Origin of the sequence: Amycolatopsis sp. NBC_01307, assembly GCF_035975215.1 — a bacterium.
Taxonomy (GTDB): domain Bacteria; phylum Actinomycetota; class Actinomycetes; order Mycobacteriales; family Pseudonocardiaceae; genus Amycolatopsis.
Genome location: NZ_CP108403.1, coordinates 2,909,123 through 2,929,279, shown reverse-complemented (window position 1 = coordinate 2,929,279; position 20,157 = coordinate 2,909,123). Strand labels below are relative to the sequence as shown.

The following is a 20,157-nucleotide window of genomic DNA, read 5'->3' as shown; positions in this document are numbered from 1 at the left end:
CGGCTGCGGCGTCTCGGTCGCCACTGGTCACCTCACACCCAGGTCGTTGTCGATGAACGCGAACAGGTCGTCGGCGGTGCTGAGCTCCGGGACCGACGAGTCGCCGGCGTCGCGGGCGTCGCCCGAGCCGGTCCACTTGACGAGCAGGGCCTGCAGCCGCACGGTGATCGCGGCGCGGGCGTCGTCGTCGGCGTCGACCGCGGACAGCAGGTTTTCGAGCTTCTGGAGTTCCGCCAGTGCCGGGCGGGCGGCCGCGCCGTCGCCCAGCGCGGACGTGACGAGCAGGTCCGCCACGCGCGTGATGGTCGGGTGGTCGAAGACGAGCGTCGCCGGCAGCCGCAACCCGGTGCGGGCTTCGAGGCGGTTGCGCAGTTCCACCGACGTCAGCGAGTCGAAGCCGAGTTCGGTGAAGCTGCGGTCGGGCCCGACGGCGTCGTCGTGGCCGAGCACGGCCCCGACCTGCTTGCCGACCAGCCCGATCGCGAACGGCAGCCGGTCGTCCTGGGGCAGTTCGGCCAGCCGGGTGGCGAGGTCCGCTCCCCCGGGTTCGAGGGCCGCGGCGGCCGCGCGCCGCGGTGCGGTGGTGACGAGACCGCGCAGGGCCGGCAGGAGCGGGTCCTGCCCGCGCAGCACGGCGAGGTCGAGCCGCAGCGCCGCCACCGCGGGCGACGTCGTGGCGAGGGCGGCGTCGAACAGCGCGACGCCTTCTTCGGTGGCCAGCGGGGGCATGCCGGATCGCTGCATCCGCGCCAGTTCGGCGTCGGTGAGCGCGCCGGTCATGCCGCTGCCGGCGTGCCAGGCGCCCCAGGCGATCGAGACGGCCGCCTGGCCCGCGGCGGCCCGCCGGTGGGCGAGCGCGTCGAGGAAGGCGTTGGCGGCGGCGTAGTTCGCCTGCCCGGCCGCGCCGAGCGTGCCCGCGATCGAGGAGAACAGGACGAACGCCTTCAGGTCGCGGTCGGCGGTGAGCTCGTGCAGGTGCCAGGCGGCGTCGACCTTCGGCGCGAACACCGTGCCGAGCCGCTCGGGCGTCAGGGCTCCGAGCACGCCGTCGTCGAGGACGCCGGCGGCGTGCACGACGGCGGTCAGGTCGGGCACCGTGCCGAGCACGGCGGCCAGGGCCGCGCGGTCGGCGGCGTCGCAGGCCGCGACGCGGACGTCCGCGCCCAGCTTGGCGAGTTCGTCGACCAGGTCGGGGACGCCGGGGGCGGCGTCGCCGCGGCGACCGAGCAGCAGCAGGTGCCGCACACCGCGTTCGGTGACGAGGTGCCGGGCGAACGTCGCGCCGAGCCCGCCGGTGCCGCCGGTGATGAGGACAGTGCCGTCGGGGTCCCACAGTGCGGGTTCGGCGGCGGGTTCGGCGGCGGCCAGGCGGGCCGTGTGGAGGTGACCGTCGCGCAGCGCGACCTGGGGTTCTCCGGCCGCGAGGGCACCGGCCACGGCGGCCGACGGGAGGTCGCCGTCGTCGAGGTCGAGCAGGACCAGGCGGCCCGGGTTCTCCAGCTGGGCCGCGCGGAGCAGGCCCCAGACGGCGGCCTGCGCGAGGTCGACGTCTTCGGAGCCGACCGCGACGGCGCGGCGGGTCACGACGACGAGGACCGCACCGGCGGCCCGGTCGTCGGCGAGCCACTGCTGGGTCTGGAGCAGGACGTCGGTCGTGACGGTCCGGACGGCGGTCGGCACCGGCATGCCGGGCGGAGCAGCGGTGACCGGCAGCAGGACGACCGGCGGCACCGGCTCGGCGGACTCCAGCAGCGCCGCCAGGCTCGCGTACGCGTCGGCGCCTTCGGCCGTCAGGCCCGGTCCGGCGATCGCCGACGTGCCGGCGGCGACCAACGTCGCTTCCGGCAGCTGCGGCCAGGTGAGCCGGTAGCCGGTCGTGGTGCGCGCCGGGGCGGCGATCCCGGTCGGGACGGCGCGGAGCGCCAGCGACTTCACCGCCACGACGGGCGTGCCGTCCACAGTGGACGCGGTGAGGGCGATGGCGTCGCCCTCCTGCGGCGTGATCCGGACCCGCAGGCCGGTCGCGCCGGCCGCCAGGAAGGACGCGCCGGACCAGCTGAACGGGAGCCGTCCGGCACCGTCCGCGGACAAGCGGGTGAGCGACGCGGCGTGCAGCGCGGAGTCCAGCAGCGCGGGGTGGACGACGAACGACGCGGCTTCGTCGCGGTCGTCCTCGGCGAGGGCGACTTCGGCGTAGACGTCGTCGCCGTGGCGCCAGGCGCGGGTCAGGCCCTGGAACATCGGGCCGTACCCGAGGCCGCGCTCGGCCATCGTGTCGTAGAAGCCTTCGAGGTCGACGGCTTCGGCGCCGTCCGGCGGCCAGGCGATCGGGTCGGCGGGCTCGACGTCGGCGGCGGGCACGAGCGTGCCGCTCGCGTTCCGGATCCAGGCCGCGTCCGGGTCACCGTCGGCCCGCGAGTAGATCCGCAGCGAGCGACGGCCTTCGTCGTCCGCTCCGGCCACCGCGACCTGCAGGACCACGCGGCCCGCGTCCGGCACGACCAGCGGGGCTTCGAGGGTGAGCTCGTCGACCTGCGGGCAGCCCGCCTGGTCGCCGGCGCGGACGGCGAGTTCGAGCAGCGCCGTGCCGGGGACCACGACGGCGCCGCCGACGGTGTGCCCGGCCAGCCACGGCTGCGCCGCGACCGAAAGCCGGCCGGTGAACAGCAGCCCACCGGTGTCGGGCAGCTCCACGGCCGCCCCGACCAGCGGGTGCCCGGCCGCCCACAGCCCGGCGGCGGAGACGTCGCCCGCCTGGGCGAGCAGGCCCTGCGGCCAGATGTGCTGGTGCTGGAACGCGTAGGTGGGCAACGGGACGGTGCGCGCGGGGCCGAACACCGCGGGCCAGTCCGCGGTGACGCCGGCGACGTGCAGCCGCCCGAGCGCCTCGGTCGCCGCGGTGGCTTCGGGCCGGTCGCGGCGCAGGAGGGCGACGGTGGTCTGACCGGCGTCGAGCGACTCGGCGGCCATGGCCGCCACGGTGCCGTCCGGACCGATCTCGGCGAAGACGGTGACGCCCAGCTCGGCCAGGCGGCGCACGGCGGGCCCGAACCGGACCGGGCGGCGGACCTGCTCGACCCAGTGGTCGGCGGACGCGAGGACGTCGGCGGTGACCAGGTCGCCGGTGACCGTCGAGACGATCGGCACCGTCGGCGCGGCGGCCGTCAGCCCGGCGACGACCTTGCGGAAGTCGTCGAGCATCCCGTCCATGCGCGGCGAGTGGAAGGCGTGGCTGACGCGCAGGCGGCGGATCTTGCGACCGTCCGCGGCGAACCGCGCGGCGATCTCCTCGACGCGCCCGGCCTCGCCGGAGAGGACGACCGACGACGGCCCGTTGACCGCGGCGAGGGCGACCTCGTCCTCGCGGCCGTCGAGCAGCGGCCGGACCTCGTCCTCGGTGGCCTGGACGGCGATCATCGCGCCGCCTTCGGGCAGCTGCTGCATGAGCCGGCCGCGCGCCGCGACCAGCGTGCAGGCGTCGTCGAGGCTGAAGACACCGGCCACGTGCGCGGCGGCGATCTCGCCGACCGAGTGCCCGGTCAGGTACTGCGGCTCGACGCCCCAGGAGCGGACCAGCCGGTAGAGCGCGACTTCCAGCGCGAACAGCGCCGGCTGCGCGTAGCGCGTCTCGTCGAGCGCGGCGGCGGCTTCGGTGTCTTCCTCGGCGAAGAGCAGCTCCCGCAGCGGGCGATCGAGTTCGCGGTCGAGCCGCGTGACGACCTCGTCGAGCGCGTCGGCGAACGCCGGGAAGGCGTCGGCCAGCTCGCGGCCCATCCCGGCTCGCTGGCTGCCCTGGCCGGCGAACAGGAACGCCGGCACGGCTTCCCCGGACGTCCCGGTGACGAGACCGGCCGAGGAGCCACCACGGGCCAGAACCTCAAGCCGCGCTTGGAGTTCTTCGCGGGTGCCGCCGACGATGACGGCCCGCTCGGCGAAGTGCGTCCGGGTCGTGGCCAGCGCGAGGCCCAGGTCGGCGGCGGACGCGGGGTGGACCTGGGTGTGCGCGAGCAGCCGTTCCGCTTGGTCACGCAGGGCGTCCGGGGTGCGGCCGGACAGCAGCCACGACACGACGGCGGGTTCGGGCCGGACGGTTACGGGCGCCGCCGCGACGGCGGGCGGCTGCTCGATGACGGTGTGGGCGTTGGTGCCGCTGATGCCGAACGACGAGACGGCGGCGCGGCGCGGGCGGCCGCGGTCGGGCCAGGCGCGGGACTCGGTGAGCAGCGCGATCGTGCCGTCCGACCAGTCGACGTGCGTCGACGGCTCGGTGACGTGCAGGGTGCGCGGCAGCGTGCCGTGCCGCATGGCCTGGACCATCTTGATGATCCCGGCGACGCCGGAGGCGGCCTGCGTGTGGCCCAGGTTCGACTTGATCGACCCGAGCAGCAGCGGGTCGGCGTCGCCGCGTTCCCGGCCGTAGGTGGCCATCAGCGCCTGGGCCTCGATCGGGTCGCCGAGGGTGGTGCCGGTGCCGTGCGCTTCGACGACGTCGATGTCCGAAGTGGACAGTCCGGACGCGGCGAGGGCCTGGCGGATCACGCGTTGCTGCGACGGGCCGTTCGGCGCGGTGAGGCCATTGGACGCGCCGTCGGAGTTGACGGCCGAGCCCTTCACCACGGCCAGGATGTCGTGACCGTTGCGGCGCGCGTCGGACATCCGTTCCAGCACGAGGATGCCGGCGCCTTCGGACCAGCCGACGCCGTCGGCGGTGTCCGAGAAGGACTTGCAGCGGCCGTCGGCGGAGAGGCCGCGCTGGCGGCTGAAGCCGATGAACGTGCTCGGGGTGGACATCACGGTGACGCCGCCGGCGAGCGCGAGGGAGCATTCCCCGTTCTGCAAGGCGCGGGCCGCGAGGTGCAGTGCGACCAGCGACGACGAGCACGCCGTGTCGACGGTCAGCGTCGGGCCTTCGAGACCGAGCGCGTAGGCGACGCGGCCCGAGGCGACGCTCGGCGCGCTGCCGTTGCCCTGGTAGCCCTCGGTGTCCGGGCTGCCCTGCAGCAACATGCCGTAGTCGGAGTACATGACGCCGACGAACACGCCGGTCCGGGAGCCACGCAGGGACGCCGGATCGACACCCGACCGCTCCACGGCTTCCCACGACACTTCGAGCAGCAGCCGCTGCTGCGAGTCCGTGGCCAGGGCCTCACGCGGGCTCATGCCGAAGAACGCCGGGTCGAACTCCCCCGCCTCGTGCAGGAAACCGCCGCTGCGGGTGTAGGACGTGCCGGGGTGGTCGGGGTCCGGGTCGTAGATGCCTTCGACGTCCCAGCCGCGGTTGGCCGGGAAGTCCGAGACGGCGTCGACGCCGCCGTCGACCAGGCCCCACAGGTCCTCGGGCGAGGTGACCCCGCCCGGGTAGCGGCAGCCCATGCCGACGATGACGATCGGGTCGTCGTTGACAGCCTTCGCCGGGACGACCACCTGGGCGGGCACGTCGGCCTCACCGGCGATCTCGCCGATCAGGAACGCGGCGAGCGCGGCGGGGCTCGGGTAGTCGAAGGTGAGGGTCGCGGGCAGGCGCAGGCCCGTCGCGGCGTCGAGGCGGTTGCGGAGTTCGACGGCGGTCAGCGAGTCGAAGCCGAGTTCGCGGAACGGGCGGTCGGCGGACACGCCGGCCGACGTGCTGTGCCCGAGCACCGCGGCGACCTGCCCGCGGACCAGGTCGAGCACCGCGCGGGACCGTTCGGCGGGGTTCATCCCGGCGACCGGGTCGTCCAGCCGCGGCAGGTTGGCCGCGGTCTGGCGGACCGGCGTCCGGACCAGGCCGCGCAGCAGGTGCGTGACCTCGGGCTGGACGCTGAGCGCGGCGAAGTCGAGCCGGACCGGCAGCACGGTGTCGAGACCGGTGGCGCAGGCCGCGTCGAACAGGGCCAGTGCCTGCTCGGGTTCGAGGGCGGGCATGCCGGACGCGGCCATCCGCCGCAGGTCGGTGTCGGTGAGGGTGGCGGTCATGCCACCGGCGCGGGACCACGCGCCCCAGCCGAGCGACAGCGCCGGGAGGCCGGCCGCGCGACGGCGCCGCACGAGCGCGTCGACGGCGGCGTTGGCCGCGGTGTAGTTCGCCTGCCCGGCCGCGCCGAAGGTGCCCGCGACCGAGGAGAACACGACGAACGCGGCGAGGTCGCCGGTCAGGTCGTCGAGGTGCCAGGCGGCGTCGAACTTCGGCGCGAACACCGTGTCGAGCCGCTCGGGGGTGAGGGAGCCGAGGATGCCGTCGTCGAGGACACCGGCGGCGTGCACGACCGCGGTCAGGGGATGCGCGGCCGGGATCTCCGACAGGACCCGCGCGAGGTCGGCGCGGTCGGCGACGTCGGCCGCGGCGGCCGTGACCTCGGCGCCCGACTCGGCCAGCTCGGCGATCAGGTCCGCCGCGCCCGGGGCGTCCGGGCCACGACGGCTGACGAGCAGCAGCCGCCGGGTGCCGTGCGTGGTCACGAGGTGCCGGGCCAGGGTCGCACCCAGTCCCCCGGTGCCGCCGGTGATCAGGACGGTGCCGTCGCCGTCCCAGGCGATCGGCGTGACGTCGTCACGGCGTGGAGCGCGGGCGACGCGGGCGGCGGTGATCTCCCCGGCACGCACGCGCACCTGGGGCTCCCCAGTGGCGAGGACTGCGGCAAGGGAGTCGGTTTGATCTACGTCAGCCAGCACGAACCGGCCCGGGTTCTCCCGCTGCGCCGAGCGCACGAGGCCCCAGACGGCGGCGGCCGCGAGGTCGGTGTCGGCCTCAGTGGTGACGAAAACCAGCCGCGAGCCGGTCAGTTCCGGCGCCACCGACCAGGCCTGCAGCAGGGCGAGCGCGTCGGCTGTCGCGGCGCGGACGCCCTCGGGGTCGCCAGCGCGGGCCTGAACCGGGTAGACGACGACTTCGGGTGCGGCCGCGACGACCGCGGCGAAGTCCGGCAGGTCGGCGCCGAGGACGGCCCAGTCCGGGCCCGCTTCGACGTCCGGGCGGGGCACCGGGATCCAGTCGAGGTGGTAGAGCGAGTCGGTGTCGTGGCCGACCTTCGCGACGGCCGCGGGGCGCAGCACCAGCGAGTCGACGGTGGCGACCGGGTCGCCGGCCGCGTCACGCAGCTCGATGGCGACGGAGTCCTCGCCGCGCCGGGTGATCTTCGCCCGGACGACCGCGGCGCCGCTCGCGTGAAGAGTGACGCCGCTCCAGGCGAAGGGCAGGCGGCCACCGTCCACATCGGTCAGTCCGGCGTGTTCGGAGGCGTGCAGGACGGCGTCGAGCAGCGCCGGGTGGACGCCGAACGCCGCCGCGTCGCGCTCGGCTTCCTCGGGCAGGACGACGTCGGCGAACACCGCGTCCTGACCGCGCCAGACGGCCTTGAGGCCGCGGAACAGCGGGCCGTAGGCGAACCCGCCGGAGGCGAGGCGTTCGTAGAAGCCGTCCAGGGAAACGGGTTCCGCGTCGGTCGGCGGCCAGGTGCGGTCGCCGTCGGCGGGCTGGGTCGTGGCGGTGCCGAGGCGGCCGCTCGCGTGGCGCGTCCACGGCTGTTCGCCGCCGCCGGCGGGGCTGGAGTAGACGGCGAGGTCGCGGTCGCCCGCGGACCCGGCCGGGCCGACGACGACCTGCAGGCGCACGGCGCCCTCGGGCGGCAGGACCAGCGGGACTTCGAGGGTGAGCTCGTCGACGCGGGCGCAGCCGACCTGGTCGGCGGCGCGGATGGCGAGGTCGAGGTAGGCGGTGCCGGGCAGCAGGGCCGCGCCGAGCACGAAGTGGTCGGCCAGCCACGGGTGCGTCCGCAGGGAAAGCTGGGCGGTGAACAGGAACCCGCCCGAATCGGGCAGTTCGACGCCGGCACCGAGCAGCGGGTGCCGGGCGGCGGTCAGGCCGACCGAGCCGAGGTCGCCCGGGACCGCGCCGGTGGTGCGGGGCCAGTAACGCTCGCGCTGGAACGGATACGTGGGCAGGTCCGGGCCGGGACCGGCGGCCGGGCCGAAGAAGGACGTCCAGTTCACGGCCACGCCGGCGACGTGCAGGCGGCCCAGCGCCCGGACGAACGCGGTTTCTTCGTCTTGGTCGCGGCGCAGCAGCGGGACGCACGCGACGTCGGTGTCCAGGGACGCGGCGGTGGCGGCGGACAGCGAGCCGTCGGGGCCGAGTTCGACGACGGCACCGGCGCCGTACTCGCCGAGCGCGGCGACGGCGTCGGCGAACCGGACGGGCCGGCGCACGTGGTCGACCCAGTACTCCGGCGAGCGCAGTTCGGCCGGGTCGGCGAGGCGGCCGGTCACGGTGGACACGATCGGCAGCCGGGGCTCGCCGAACTTCAGGCCCGCCAGGACGGCGGCGAAGTCCTCGAGCATCGGGTCCATCAGCGGCGAGTGGAAGGCGTGGCTGACCGTGAGCTGCCGGACGCGGTACCCAGCGGTGGTCAGGGCGGTGCTGCTCTGCTCGACGGCGTCGGCGGTGCCCGCGATGACGACGGCGTCGGGGCCGTTGACGGCCGCGATCGACGTGCCGTCGGTGAGCAGCCCGCGGACGTCGGCCTCCGGCGCGCGCACCGAGGCCATCGCCCCGCCGGCCGGGAGCGCGGCCATCAGGCGGCCGCGAGCGGCGACGAGGGTGCCGGCGTCGGCGAGGGACAGGACGTCGGCGACGTGGGCCGCGGCGATTTCGCCGACGGAGTGCCCGACGAGCCAGGACGGCTTGACACCGAAGGACTCCAGCAGCCGGAACAACGCGACGCTCAGGGCGAAGGTGGCGGGCTGGGTCCAGTCGGTCCGGTCGAGCAGGGTGGCCTCGGGCGTGCCCGGCTCGGCGAACAGGACGTCGCGCAGCGGGCGGTCCAGGTGCGGATCGAGGTGGGCGCAGACGGCGTCGAGCGCGTCGGCGAACACCGGGAACCGCCGGTACAGCTCGTGGCCCATGCCGGGACGCTGGGCGCCCTGACCGGCGAAGACGAACGCGCTCTTGGCCCGCGACCGAGCGGGTGCCGTGGCCGGGGTCTCCCCCGCGGCGAGGGCGGCCAGTTCGGCCAGCGGGTCGTCGCCGACGATGGCCGCGCGGTGCTCGAACGCCGTGCGCGTGGTGGCCAGCGCCCGGGCGAACCCGACGGGCGTGGGCTCCGAGGACAGAAGGTCGTGCAGCTGTCCGGCCTGGGCGGCGAGAGCCTGCGGGGTGCGCGCGGAAAACAGCAGCGGCACGGTCGCGGGCTCCGCCGCGACGGGAGCTTCCGGTGCGGGCGGGGCTTGTTCGAGGATCGCGTGGGCGTTGGTGCCGCTCAGGCCGAACGACGAGACACCCGCGCGGCGCGGGCGGCCGGTCTCGGGCCAGGTCTGGTGCTCGGTCAGCACCTTCACGGCCCCGGCGGTCCAGTCGACGCGGCTCGAGACCTCGTCGACGTGCAGCGTCCGCGGGAGTTCGCCGTGGCGCAGGGCCAGGATCATCTTGATGACCCCGGCGACACCCGCCGCGGCCTGGGTGTGGCCGAGGTTGGACTTGACCGCGCCGAGCCACAGGGGCTCGCCGTCGCGGTCGCGGCCGTAGGTGGCCAGCAGGGCCTGGGCCTCGATCGGGTCGCCCAGCACCGTGCCGGTGCCGTGGGCCTCGACCGCGTCGACGTCCGATGTGGACAGTCCGGCGTCGGCCAGGGCCTGGCGGATGACGCGTTGCTGGGCCGGGCCGTTGGGGGCGGTGAGGCCGTTGGACGCGCCGTCGGAGTTGACGGCCGTGCCGCGCAGCACCGCCAGCACCGGGTGCCCCAGCTCGCGGGCGGTGGAAAGCCGCTCCACCACGAGCATGCCGGCGCCTTCGGACCAGCCGGTGCCGTCGGCGGCGTCGGCGAAGGGCTTGCAGCGGCCGTCCGCGGCGAGGCCGCCCTGGCGGGCGAACTCGGCGAAGGAGTTCGGGGTGGACATCACGGTGACGCCGCCGACGAGCGCGGCGCCGCACTCGCCGCGGCGCAGGGCCTGCGCGGCCCAGTGCAGCGCGACCAGCGACGACGAGCACGCGGTGTCGACGGTGACCGACGGCCCTTCCAGCCCGAGCGTGTAGGACAGCCGCCCGGACATCACGCTCGCGGTGTTGCCGGTGGCGAGGTGGCCCTGGACGTCTTCGCCGGAGGTGGCGAGCAGGTTCACGTAGTCCTGGCCGTTGGTGCCGACGAACACGCCGGTGTCACCGCCGCGCAGGGTCGCCGGATCGATGCCGGCGCGCTCCAGCGCTTCCCACGAGACTTCCAGCAGCAGCCGCTGCTGCGGGTCCATCGCGACGGCTTCGCGCGGCGAGATGCCGAAGAAGTCGGCGTCGAAACCCGCCACGCCGTCGAGGAAACCGCCGGTCAGCGCGTATTCGTACCCCGAGGCCAGCATGCCCAGGTCCCAGCCGCGGTCGGCCGGGAACGCCGTGATGCCGTCCTCGCCGCCGGCGAGCAGGCGCCAGTAGTCCTCGGGCCCGTCGACGCCGCCGGGGAACCGGCAGCCCATGCCGACGATGACGATCGGGTCGTCGTCCGCCGCCGCTCCGCCGGTCACCGAGCGGACCGGCGTTTCGAGGGTGCCGGCCAGCTCGCCGAGCAGGTACTCGGTCAGGACTTCCGGGGTCGGGTGGTCGAAGACCAGCGACGGCGGCAGGTCGAGCCCGGTCGCCAGGGTCAGCGTGTTGCGGAGTTCGACGGCGGTGAGCGAGTCGAAACCGAGGTCGCGGAACGCGCGGTCGGCCGCGACACCGCCGGTCCCGGCGTGCCCGAGGACCAGGGCGACCTGCTCCAGCAGCAGGCCGAGCAGGAAGTCGAACCGGTCGTGCTCGGGCACGGCCGCCAAGCGGGCGCGAAGGCCTTCGTCGCCGCGCGGCGACGAGCCGCGCAACGCCGCCAGGACGTCCTTCGCCGCCGGGATGCCGCTGAGCAGCGGGCTCGGCCGCAGCCCGGAAAGCACTGGTGCGTAACGGTTCCAGTCGATGTCGGCGACGGCGACCGTGGTGTCGTCGTGCCCGAGCGCGCGCTCCAGCGCGGCGCCCGCGCGGTCCGGGTCCATCGGCGCGAGGCCGCCGCGACGGGCGCGCTCGGCGACCCCGGCTTCGAGCATGCCGTCGCCGGCCCACGGGCCCCACGCGACCGAGGTCGCGGTCAGGCCGAGGCCGCGGCGGTGCTCGGCGAGCGCGTCGAGGGTCGTGTTCGCGGCCGCGTAGACCGCCTGGCCGGCCGATCCCAAGGTGCCGGCGACCGAGGAGAACAGCACGAAGTTCGCGAGGTCGGCGGTGCGGGTCAGCTCGTGCAGGTGCACCGCCGACGTGACCTTGGCGCGGTGCACGGCGGCGAACCGCTCGGGGGTGAGCGAGTCGAGAACGGCGTCGTCGAGCACACCGGCGGTGTGCACGACCTCGGTCAGCGGCCGGTCCTCGGGGATGGTGGCCAGCACGGCGGCGAGGGCGGCGCGGTCGGCGACGTCGCACGCGGCGATCGTCACCTCGGCGCCCAGCTCGACCAGCTCGTCACGGAGTTCCGGCGCGCCGGGCGCGTCGGTGCCGCGGCGGCTGAGCAGCAGCAGGTGGGCGCGGCCGGCGCGGGCCAGCAGCCGGGCCGTCACGGCGCCGAGGGCGCCGGTGCCGCCGGTGATCAGGGTGGTGCCACCGGTGACGTCGGCGCGGGACCGGCGGGTGGTGACCGGAGCGGCGACGAGGCGGCGGCCGAACACCCCGGCCGGGCGGATCGCCAGCTGGTTCTCGCCGTCGGCACCGGCCAGCGCGGCGGAGAGACGTCGAGGCACCTCGGCGTCGAGGTCGCCCGGGAGGTCGATCAGGCCGCCCCAGCGCTGGGGCAGTTCGAGCGCCGCGGCACGGCCCAGGCCCCAGACGGCGGCCTGGGCGGCGTGGGCGACCGGCTCGCCGGGCGAGACGGCGACGGCTTCGCGGGTCACGCACCACAGCGGCGCGCCGACCCCGGCGTCCCCGAGGGCCTGCAGCAGCGTGGTCGTCGCGGTCAGCCCGGCCGGGACGCCGGGGAAGCCGGATTCGTCCAGCGCCAGCAGGGAAAGCACCCCGGTGGCGTCGTTCGGCAGGAGCGCGGCGACCTCGGTGCGATCCAGCGCCGGGTCGAGGGCCAGGGGTTCCGTGCCGAAGTAGCCGGCGACGGTCGCGACCCACGGGTCGTCGGCCAGTGTGGCCGGGACGACCACGAGCCACGAGTCGAGGGTGCCGGAGCGGCCGGCGTTGACCGGGGTCCAGGTCGCGCGGTAGCGCCATCTGTCCACAAGGGACTCGTCGGCGCGGGAGCGGCGGTAGGACGACAGCGCGGGCAGGATCGCGCCGAGCGAGGCGTCGTCGACGTCGAGGCGGGCGGCCAGGCCGGTGACGTCGTGGCGGTCCACGGCGTCCCAGAACTCGGCGTCGCCGCCGCCGGCCGGCTGGGCCGGGGCGGTCGGCGGCCAGAACCACTCGTGCTGGAAGGCGTAGGTCGGCAGCGCGACGCGGCGGGCGCCGGTGCCGGCGTAGAAGGCGGGCCAGTCGACGCGGACGCCCTCGACGGACAGCTGCCCGAGGGCGCCGACGAGTGTCTCGACGTCGTCGCGGTTGCGGCGGGCCACGGCGACCGCGGGCACGTCGGGGAGGATCTCGGTGACCATCGCGGACAGGACGGCGTCCGGCCCGACCTCGACGAACAGGCCGGTCCCGGCCTCGCGCAGCCGGGTGGTGACGGCGCCGAAGCGGACGGGTTCGCGGACGTGGGCGACCCAGCGTTCCGGGTCGGTGACGTCGCCGTCGGCGATCAGCGGTACCGCCGGGGCGCTGAAGGTCAGTCCCGCCACGACCTCGCGGAACGCGGGCAGCATCGGGTCCATCAGCGCCGAGTGGAACGCGTGCGAGACCGTCAGGCGTTTGGTCTCCTCGAAGTGGCTCGCGGCGGCGAGCACGGCGGCCTCGGTGCCGGAAAGCACGACTGAGCGCGGCCCGTTGACGGCCGCGAGCGCGACGTCGTCGCCCAGGTACGGCGCGACCTCGTCCTCGGTGGCGCGGACGGCGACCATCGCGCCGCCCGGTTCGAGCTGCTGCATCAGCGACGCGCGCGCCGTGACCAGCGTGCAGGCGTCGTCCGGAGACAGCACCCCGGCGATGTGCGCGGCGGCGATCTCGCCGACGGAGTGGCCGGCGACGAAGTCGGGCCGGACGCCCCAGGCGGTGAGCAGCTTGGCCAGCGCGACCTCGACGGCGAACAACGCGGGCTGGGCGAACTCGGTGCGGGACAACGCTTCGGCGTCGTCCGACCACAGGACGTCCCGCACGCGAGAGTCGAGGCGGTCGAGCAGCTCGTCGAGGGCGGTGGCGAAGACCGGGTACCGCTCGTAGAGCCCGCGGGTCATCCCGGGCCGCTGGGCGCCCTGGCCGGTGAAGACGAACGCCGTCTTCGGGATCGACTTGGCCTCACCCAGGCTGACCAGCGGAGACGGGCGTCCGGCGGCCAGCGCGGCCAGGCCGACGGCGGCCGACGCGGTGTCGGTCGCGCGGACGACGGCGCGGTGGTCGAACGCGGAGCGTGTGGTGGCGAGCGAGAACCCGAGGTCGGCCAGCGGGGTCGCGCCGACGACGTCGAGCAGGCGGGCGACCTGGTCGCGCAGCGCGTCCGGCGTGCGGCCGGTGACGACCAGCGGGACACAAGCCGGTTCGGCCGTTTCCACGACGGCGGGCGTCGGGGCGGGCGGCTCTTCGATGATGGTGTGGGCGTTGGTGCCGCTGATGCCGAACGACGAGATGCCCGCGCGGCGGGGGCGGCCGGGCGAGGGCCACGGCTGGGCGTCGGTGAGCAGCTCGACGTTCCCGGCGGCCCATTCGACGTGCGTCGAGGGCTCGGTGACGTGCAGGGTGCGCGGCATTGTTTCGTGGCGCATCGCCTGGACCATCTTGATGATCCCGGCGACGCCCGCGGCGGCCTGCGCGTGGCCGATGTTGGACTTGATCGAGCCCAGCCGCAGCGGGGTCTCACGGTCCTGGCCGTAGGTGGCGAGCAGCGCCTGGGCCTCGATCGGGTCGCCCAGGGTGGTGCCGGTGCCGTGCGCCTCGACGACGTCGACGTCCGAAGTGGACAGTCCGGACGCGGCGAGCGCCTGGCGGATCACGCGTTGCTGCGAGGGGCCGTTGGGGGCGGTCAGGCCGTTGGACGCGCCGTCGGAGTTGACCGCCGAGCCGCGCACGACGGCGAGGATGTCGTGGCCGTTGCGACGCGCGTCCGACATCCGCTCCAGCACGAGGATGCCGGCGCCTTCGGACCAGCCGACGCCGTCGGCGGTGTCCGAAAAGGACTTGCAGCGGCCGTCTTCGGCGATGCCGCGCTGGCGGCTGGAGGCGATGAACGAGCCGGGCGTCGACATCACGGTGACGCCGCCCGCCAGGGCCAGGGAGCACTCCCCCTGCCGCAGCGCCTGCGCGGCCCAATGCAGCGCGACCAGCGACGACGAGCACGCGGTGTCGACGGTGACCGTGGGTCCTTCGAGGCCCATCGTGTAGGCGATCCGGCCCGACGCGACGCTCGGCGCGCTGCCGTTTCCTTGGTAGGCCTCGGCTTCCGGGCTGCCCTGCAAGAGCATCCCGTAGTCGGAGTACATCACGCCGACGAACACGCCGGTCCGGGAGCCGCGCAGCGACACCGGGTCGACCCCGGCACGCTCGACGGCTTCCCAGGAGACCTCGAGCAGCAGCCGCTGCTGCGAGTCCGTGGCGATGGCTTCGCGCGGGCTCATCCCGAAGAACGCCGGGTCGAACTGCCCCGCGTCGTGCAGGAAACCACCGCTGCGGGTGTAGGACGTCCCCGGGTGGTCGGGATCGGGGTTGTAGAGGCCTTCGACGTCCCAGCCGCGGTTGACCGGGAAGCCGGACACCGCGTCGACGCCGCCGTCGACCAGACCCCAGAGGTCTTCCGGCGAGCCGACGCCGCCCGGGTAGCGGCAGCCCATGCCGACGATGACGATCGGGTCGTCGGACACCGGCCGCAGCGTCGTCGGCGTGTCCGTGGTCTCTGCGGCGGCGCCGGTCAGTTCCCGGTCGAGGTGGGTGGCCAGGGCTTCGGGCGTCGGGTAGTCGAAGACGAGCGTCGCGGGCAGGCGCAGACCGGTCGCGGCGTCGAGGCGGTTGCGCAGCTCGACCGCCGTCAGGGAGTCGAAGCCGAGGTCCTTGAACGCGCTGCGGACGTCGACGGTGTCGGTCGCCGCGTAGCCGAGCACGAGGCCCGCTTCGGCGCGGACGAGGTCTTCGAGGACGCGGGCCCGGTCGGCCGGGTCCAGCGCGCCGAGGCGTTCGGCCAGCGCGGACGCCGGGACCGCGCCGGCGGCCGGCCGGCCGCCACCGGGCACGAGCCCGCGCAGCAGCGGCGGGATGCCCGGGCGGCCGCGCAGGGCGGCGAGGTCCACGCGCATCGGCAGCACGGCGGGTTCGTTCTCGGCCAGCGCGGCGTCGAACAGCGCGAGGCCCTGGGCGGGGTCGAGGGACGGCAGGCCGGCCGCGGCCAGGCGGCGGTGGTCGGCGTCGGACAGGTGCGCGGCCATGCCCGCGTCACCGGCCCAGGCGCCCCAGGCCAGGGACAGGCCCGGCAGCCCGAGCGCGCGGCGGCGCTGGGCGAGCGCGTCGAGGAAGGCGTTGGCGGCGGCGTAGTTGCCCTGGCCGGGGCTGCCGAGCACGCCGGCGGCCGAGGAGAACAGGACGAACGCGCCGAGGTCGTGGTCGCGGGTCAGTTCGTGCAGCGCCCAGGCCGCGTCGACCTTGGCGCGGAAGACGGTGGCGACGCGCTCGGGTGTCAGGGTTTCGATGACGCCGTCGTCGAGGACGCCGGCGGTGTGCACGACGGCGCCGAGCGGGTGCTCCGCCGGGATCGAGCCCAGCAGCGCGGTCAGCGCGTCACGGTCGGCGGCGTCGCACGCCACCACGGACGCCTGCGCGCCGAGCGCGGCCAGGTCGGCGACGAGGTCGGCCGCGCCGGGCGCGTCCGGGCCGCGGCGGCCGGCGAGCAGCAGGTGCCGGACGCCGTGTTCGGTGACCAGGTGCTTCGCGACCAGCCCGCCCAGTCCCCCGGTGCCGCCGGTGACGAGGACCGTGGCGCCGTCCGGGATGCGCGGTGTGGTGGGCTCGGCGCCGACGGGCAGGCGGGCCAGCCGCGGCAGCACGATGCCGCCGTCGCGGATCGCGGCCTGGGACTCGCCGGAGCCGAGCAGCCGCGGCAGGACCGCGGCCAGGTCGTCGGGGTCGGTGACGTCGACCAGCACGAACCGCTCGGGGTGCTCGGCCTGGGCCGCGCGCACGAGGCCCCAGACCGCGGCGGCGGCGGGATCGACGTCGTCGTCCGGGAGGACCGCCTCGGCGCCGCTGGTGACGAACACCAGCCGCGAGCGGGCGAAGTCTTCGTCGGCCAGCCAGCTCTGCAGCAGTTCGAGGGCCCAGGAGGTGGCGGCGTGGGCCGCGGCCGCGTCGCCCTCGCCGGTCGGCGGGAGCGGGGCCAGCACGACGGCGGGCGGGGTGTCGGCGGCGATCCGGATCGTGCGCAGGTCGTCGAACACGGCCGGGGCGGAGAAGCCGAAGTCCGCGCCGTGGCCCAGGAGCACCCAGTCCGCGTCGTCGGCGGGCTTGGTCATCGAGACGGCCGGGACCGGCGTCCACACCGTGCGGAACAGCGAATCGTGGCGGGTGGCGCGGACTTCGCCGGCGCTGACCGCGCGGAAGGTGAGCGACTCCGCCGCCAGCACGGGGTTGCCCGCGGTGTCGGTGACCTCGACGGATACCGCGTTGTCGCCCGCCGGGGCGAGCCGGGCCCGCAGTGTCGAGGCGTGCGAGGGGTGCACGCCGACGCCGCGCCAGGAGAACGGGAGGCCGTCGCGGTCTTCGTAGTGGGCCGACGCGTGCAGGACCGCGTCCAGCAGCGCCGGGTGCAGGCCGAACGACGACGCCTCGGCCTCGTGCTCCGGCGGCAGCGCGACCTCGGCGTAGATCTCCTCGCCGACGCGCCAGGCGGCACGCAGGCCGCGGAACGCCGGGCCGTAGTCCAGGCCCTGGTCGACGAGCCCGTCGTAGAAGCCGTCGAGGACGATCGGCTCGGCCCCGGCGGGCGGCCACTGCGGGCCGACCGTGGCGACCACGGCGCCGCCGACACCGAGGCGGCCGCTCGCGTGCCGCACCCAGGTCTGGGCGTCGCCGTCGTCCTGCTGTGAGAAGACGCTCAGCGAGCGGCTGCCGTCGACGTCGAGCGGGCCGACGACGACCTGCAGCCGCACCCCGGTCGTCGCGGGCAGGACCAGCGGGGCCGCGAGGGTCAGCTCTTCGACGCGGGCGCAGCCGACCTGGGCACCGGCGCGGCCGGCCAGCTCCAGGAACGCCGTGCCGGGCAGGAGCTTCGCGCCGAGCACGACGTGCTGGCCCAGCCACGGCTGGCGGTTCACCGACAGCTGGCCGGCGAACAGGAACCCGCCCGATTCGGGCAGCTCCACGGCGGCGCCGAGCAGCGGGTGCCCGGCCGCGTCGAAGCCGAGCCGGCTGAGGTCGCCGCCGGTGCCGGCTTCGAGCCAGTAGGTGCGGCGCTGGAAGGCGTACGTCGGCAGCTCGATCGTCCGGGCACCGGTGCCCTCGTGCCACGCCGTCCAGTCGAACTTGCCGCCGCGGACGTGCCAGCGCGCCAGGGCGGAGAGCAGCGTGGTCGTCTCGTCGCGGCCACGGCGTGACGCGGGGATGCAGTCGGTGTCGAGCGCGGGGTCGAGCAGCTCGGCCGTCATCGCGGACAGCGTCGCGTCCGGGCCGACCTCGAGGAAGGTGCGGGCGCCGCGGGACACGAGGTCCGCGACCGTGTCGGCGAACCGGACGGCGTCGCGCACGTGCGAGACCCAGTAGTCCACAGTGGACACGTCACCGTTCGCGGCGAACGGGATCGTCGGGGCGGCGAACTTCAGCCCGAGCAGCACCCCGCGGAACTGGTCGAGGATCGGGTCCATCAGCGGCGAGTGGAAGGCGTGGGACACCTTGAGCCGCTTGGTCTTCTCGAACTGCCCGGCCACGGCCAGCACGGCGTCCTCGGTGCCGGAGAGCACCACGGCCTGCGGGCCGTTGACGGCCGCGATCGCGACGCCGTCGGTCAGCAGCGGCAGCACGTCGGCCTCGGCGGCCTGCACGGCGACCATCACGCCGCCGTCCGGCAGGGCCTGCATGAGCCGGCCGCGGGCGGAGACGAGGGTGCACGCGTCGGCCAGGGACAGCACCCCGGCGACGTGGGCCGCGGCGATCTCGCCGACCGAGTGGCCGGCGACGAAGGCGGGACGCACGCCGAGGGATTCGAGCAGGCGGTAGAGCGCGACTTCGAAGGCGAAGAGGGCGGGCTGAGCGACGCCGGTACCGTCCAAAGCGGATTCGCCGTCGCCGGTCAGCGCGTCGCGGACGGCCGGGTCGAGCAGCGCGAGGATCTCGTCGAGGGCCGCGGCGAACACCGGGAACGCGGCCGCGAGGGTGCGGCCCATCCCGGCCCGCTGCGAGCCCTGGCCGGTGAACAGGAACGCCGCGTCGCCGGTGTGCAGCGCCGAACCGGCGTGCACCCCGGGGGCGACGTTTCCGGCGGCGAGCGCGCGCAGGCCGTCGAGGAGCTCGTCGCGGGTGGCGCCGGTGACGACGGCCCGCTGCGGGAACGCGACGCGGGTGTCCGCCAGCGAGCAGGCGACGTCGAGGGCGGTGACGTCGGCGTGGTCGTCGAGGTGCGTGAGCAGGCGCGCGGCTTGATCGCGGACGGCGTCCGCGATGCGCCCGGAGATCGGCCACAAATACCCGGCGGGCGCGCGCTGCGGCTCGGCGGCTTCGACGGGGGTGTCGCCGGGTTGTTCGAGGATGATGTGCGCGTTCGTGCCGCTGATGCCGAACGACGACACGGCCGCGCGGCGCGGTTTCCCGGTCTCCGGCCACGGCCGCTGCTCGGTGAGCAGCGAGACGGCGCCGGCGGTCCAGTCCACATGGGACGTCGGGGCGTCGACGTGCAGGGTCTTGGGCAGGACGCCGTGGCGCATCGCCATGATCATCTTGATGATGCCGCCGACGCCGGCCGCGGACTGCGTGTGACCGACGTTCGACTTGAAGGAGCCCAGCCACAGCGGCCGGTCGGTCGGCCGGTCGCCGCCGTAGGTGGCCAGCAGGGCCTGGGCCTCGATCGGGTCGCCGAGCACCGTGCCGGTGCCGTGGGCCTCGACGGTGTCGATGTCGGCGGGCGCGAGCCCGGCGTTGTCGAGGGCCTGGCGGATCACGCGCTGCTGCGACGGGCCGTTGGGGGCGGTGATGCCGTTGGACGCGCCGTCGGAGTTCACCGCGGACCCGCGGAGCACGGCGAGCACCTGGTGGCCGTTGCGCCGCGCGTCGGACAGCCGTTCCAGCAGGAGCATCCCGGCGCCTTCGGAGAACCCGGCGCCGTCGGCCGCGTCGGCGAACGACTTGCAGCGGCCGTCGGAGGCGAGGCCGCCCTGCCGGTCGAACTCCCCGTACAGGCCGGGCGTCGCCATCACCGTGACGCCGCCGGCCAGGGCCAGCGAGCACTCGCGGGCCCGCAGCGAACGGGCGGCCCAGTGCAGCGCGACCAGCGACGACGAGCAGGCGGTGTCGACCGTGACGGCCGGGCCTTCCAGGCCGTAGAAGTAGGCGATCCGGCCGGAGATGACCGAGCATTCGGTGCCGGTGACCAGGTAGCCCTCGACGCCGTCGGGCAGCGCGGCGAGGCCGCGGCCGTAGTCCTGGGACGCCGCGCCGACGAACACGCCGCCGGTGCTGCCTTCGAGGCTGCCGGGGTCGATCCCGGCCCGCTCGAACGCTTCCCAGGCCAGCTCCAGCACGATCCGCTGCTGCGGGTCCATCGCCAGCGCTTCCCGCGGCGAGATGCCGAAGAACGCCGGGTCGAAGTCACCGGCCTGGTGCAGGAACCCGCCCTGGTGGGCGCTCTCGGGCCAGCCGCGGCCGTCCGGGAAGCCGGACACCGCGTCGACCCCGTCGGCGACCAGCCGCCACAGCTCGTCCGGGGATTCGACCCCGCCCGGGTAGCGGCAGCTCATCGCGACGATCGCGACGGGCTCGCTCGACGTCGAGAGGAGATTCTGGTTCTGTCGCCGCAGCTGCTGGTTCTCCTGCACCGCGACGCGCAACGCCTCGACAACTCGATCGGACCCGGCCGGCATAGTCTTCTCCACGGTGAGCGCATCGGTGTTGACGGTTAC

The 20,157-nt window shown here is 75.3% G+C and carries 1 protein-coding gene; it reads right to left on the bottom strand.

Translation table 11 applies throughout. The features are described 5' to 3' along the window. Positions 1 to 27: 27 nt before the first annotated feature. The gene (locus tag OG439_RS12410; RefSeq protein WP_326949533.1) at positions 28 to 20,118 is read right to left on the bottom strand and encodes a type I polyketide synthase; all 20,091 of its coding nucleotides are present in this window, start codon (positions 20,116 to 20,118) and stop codon (positions 28 to 30) included. Positions 20,119 to 20,157 lie beyond the last annotated feature (39 nt).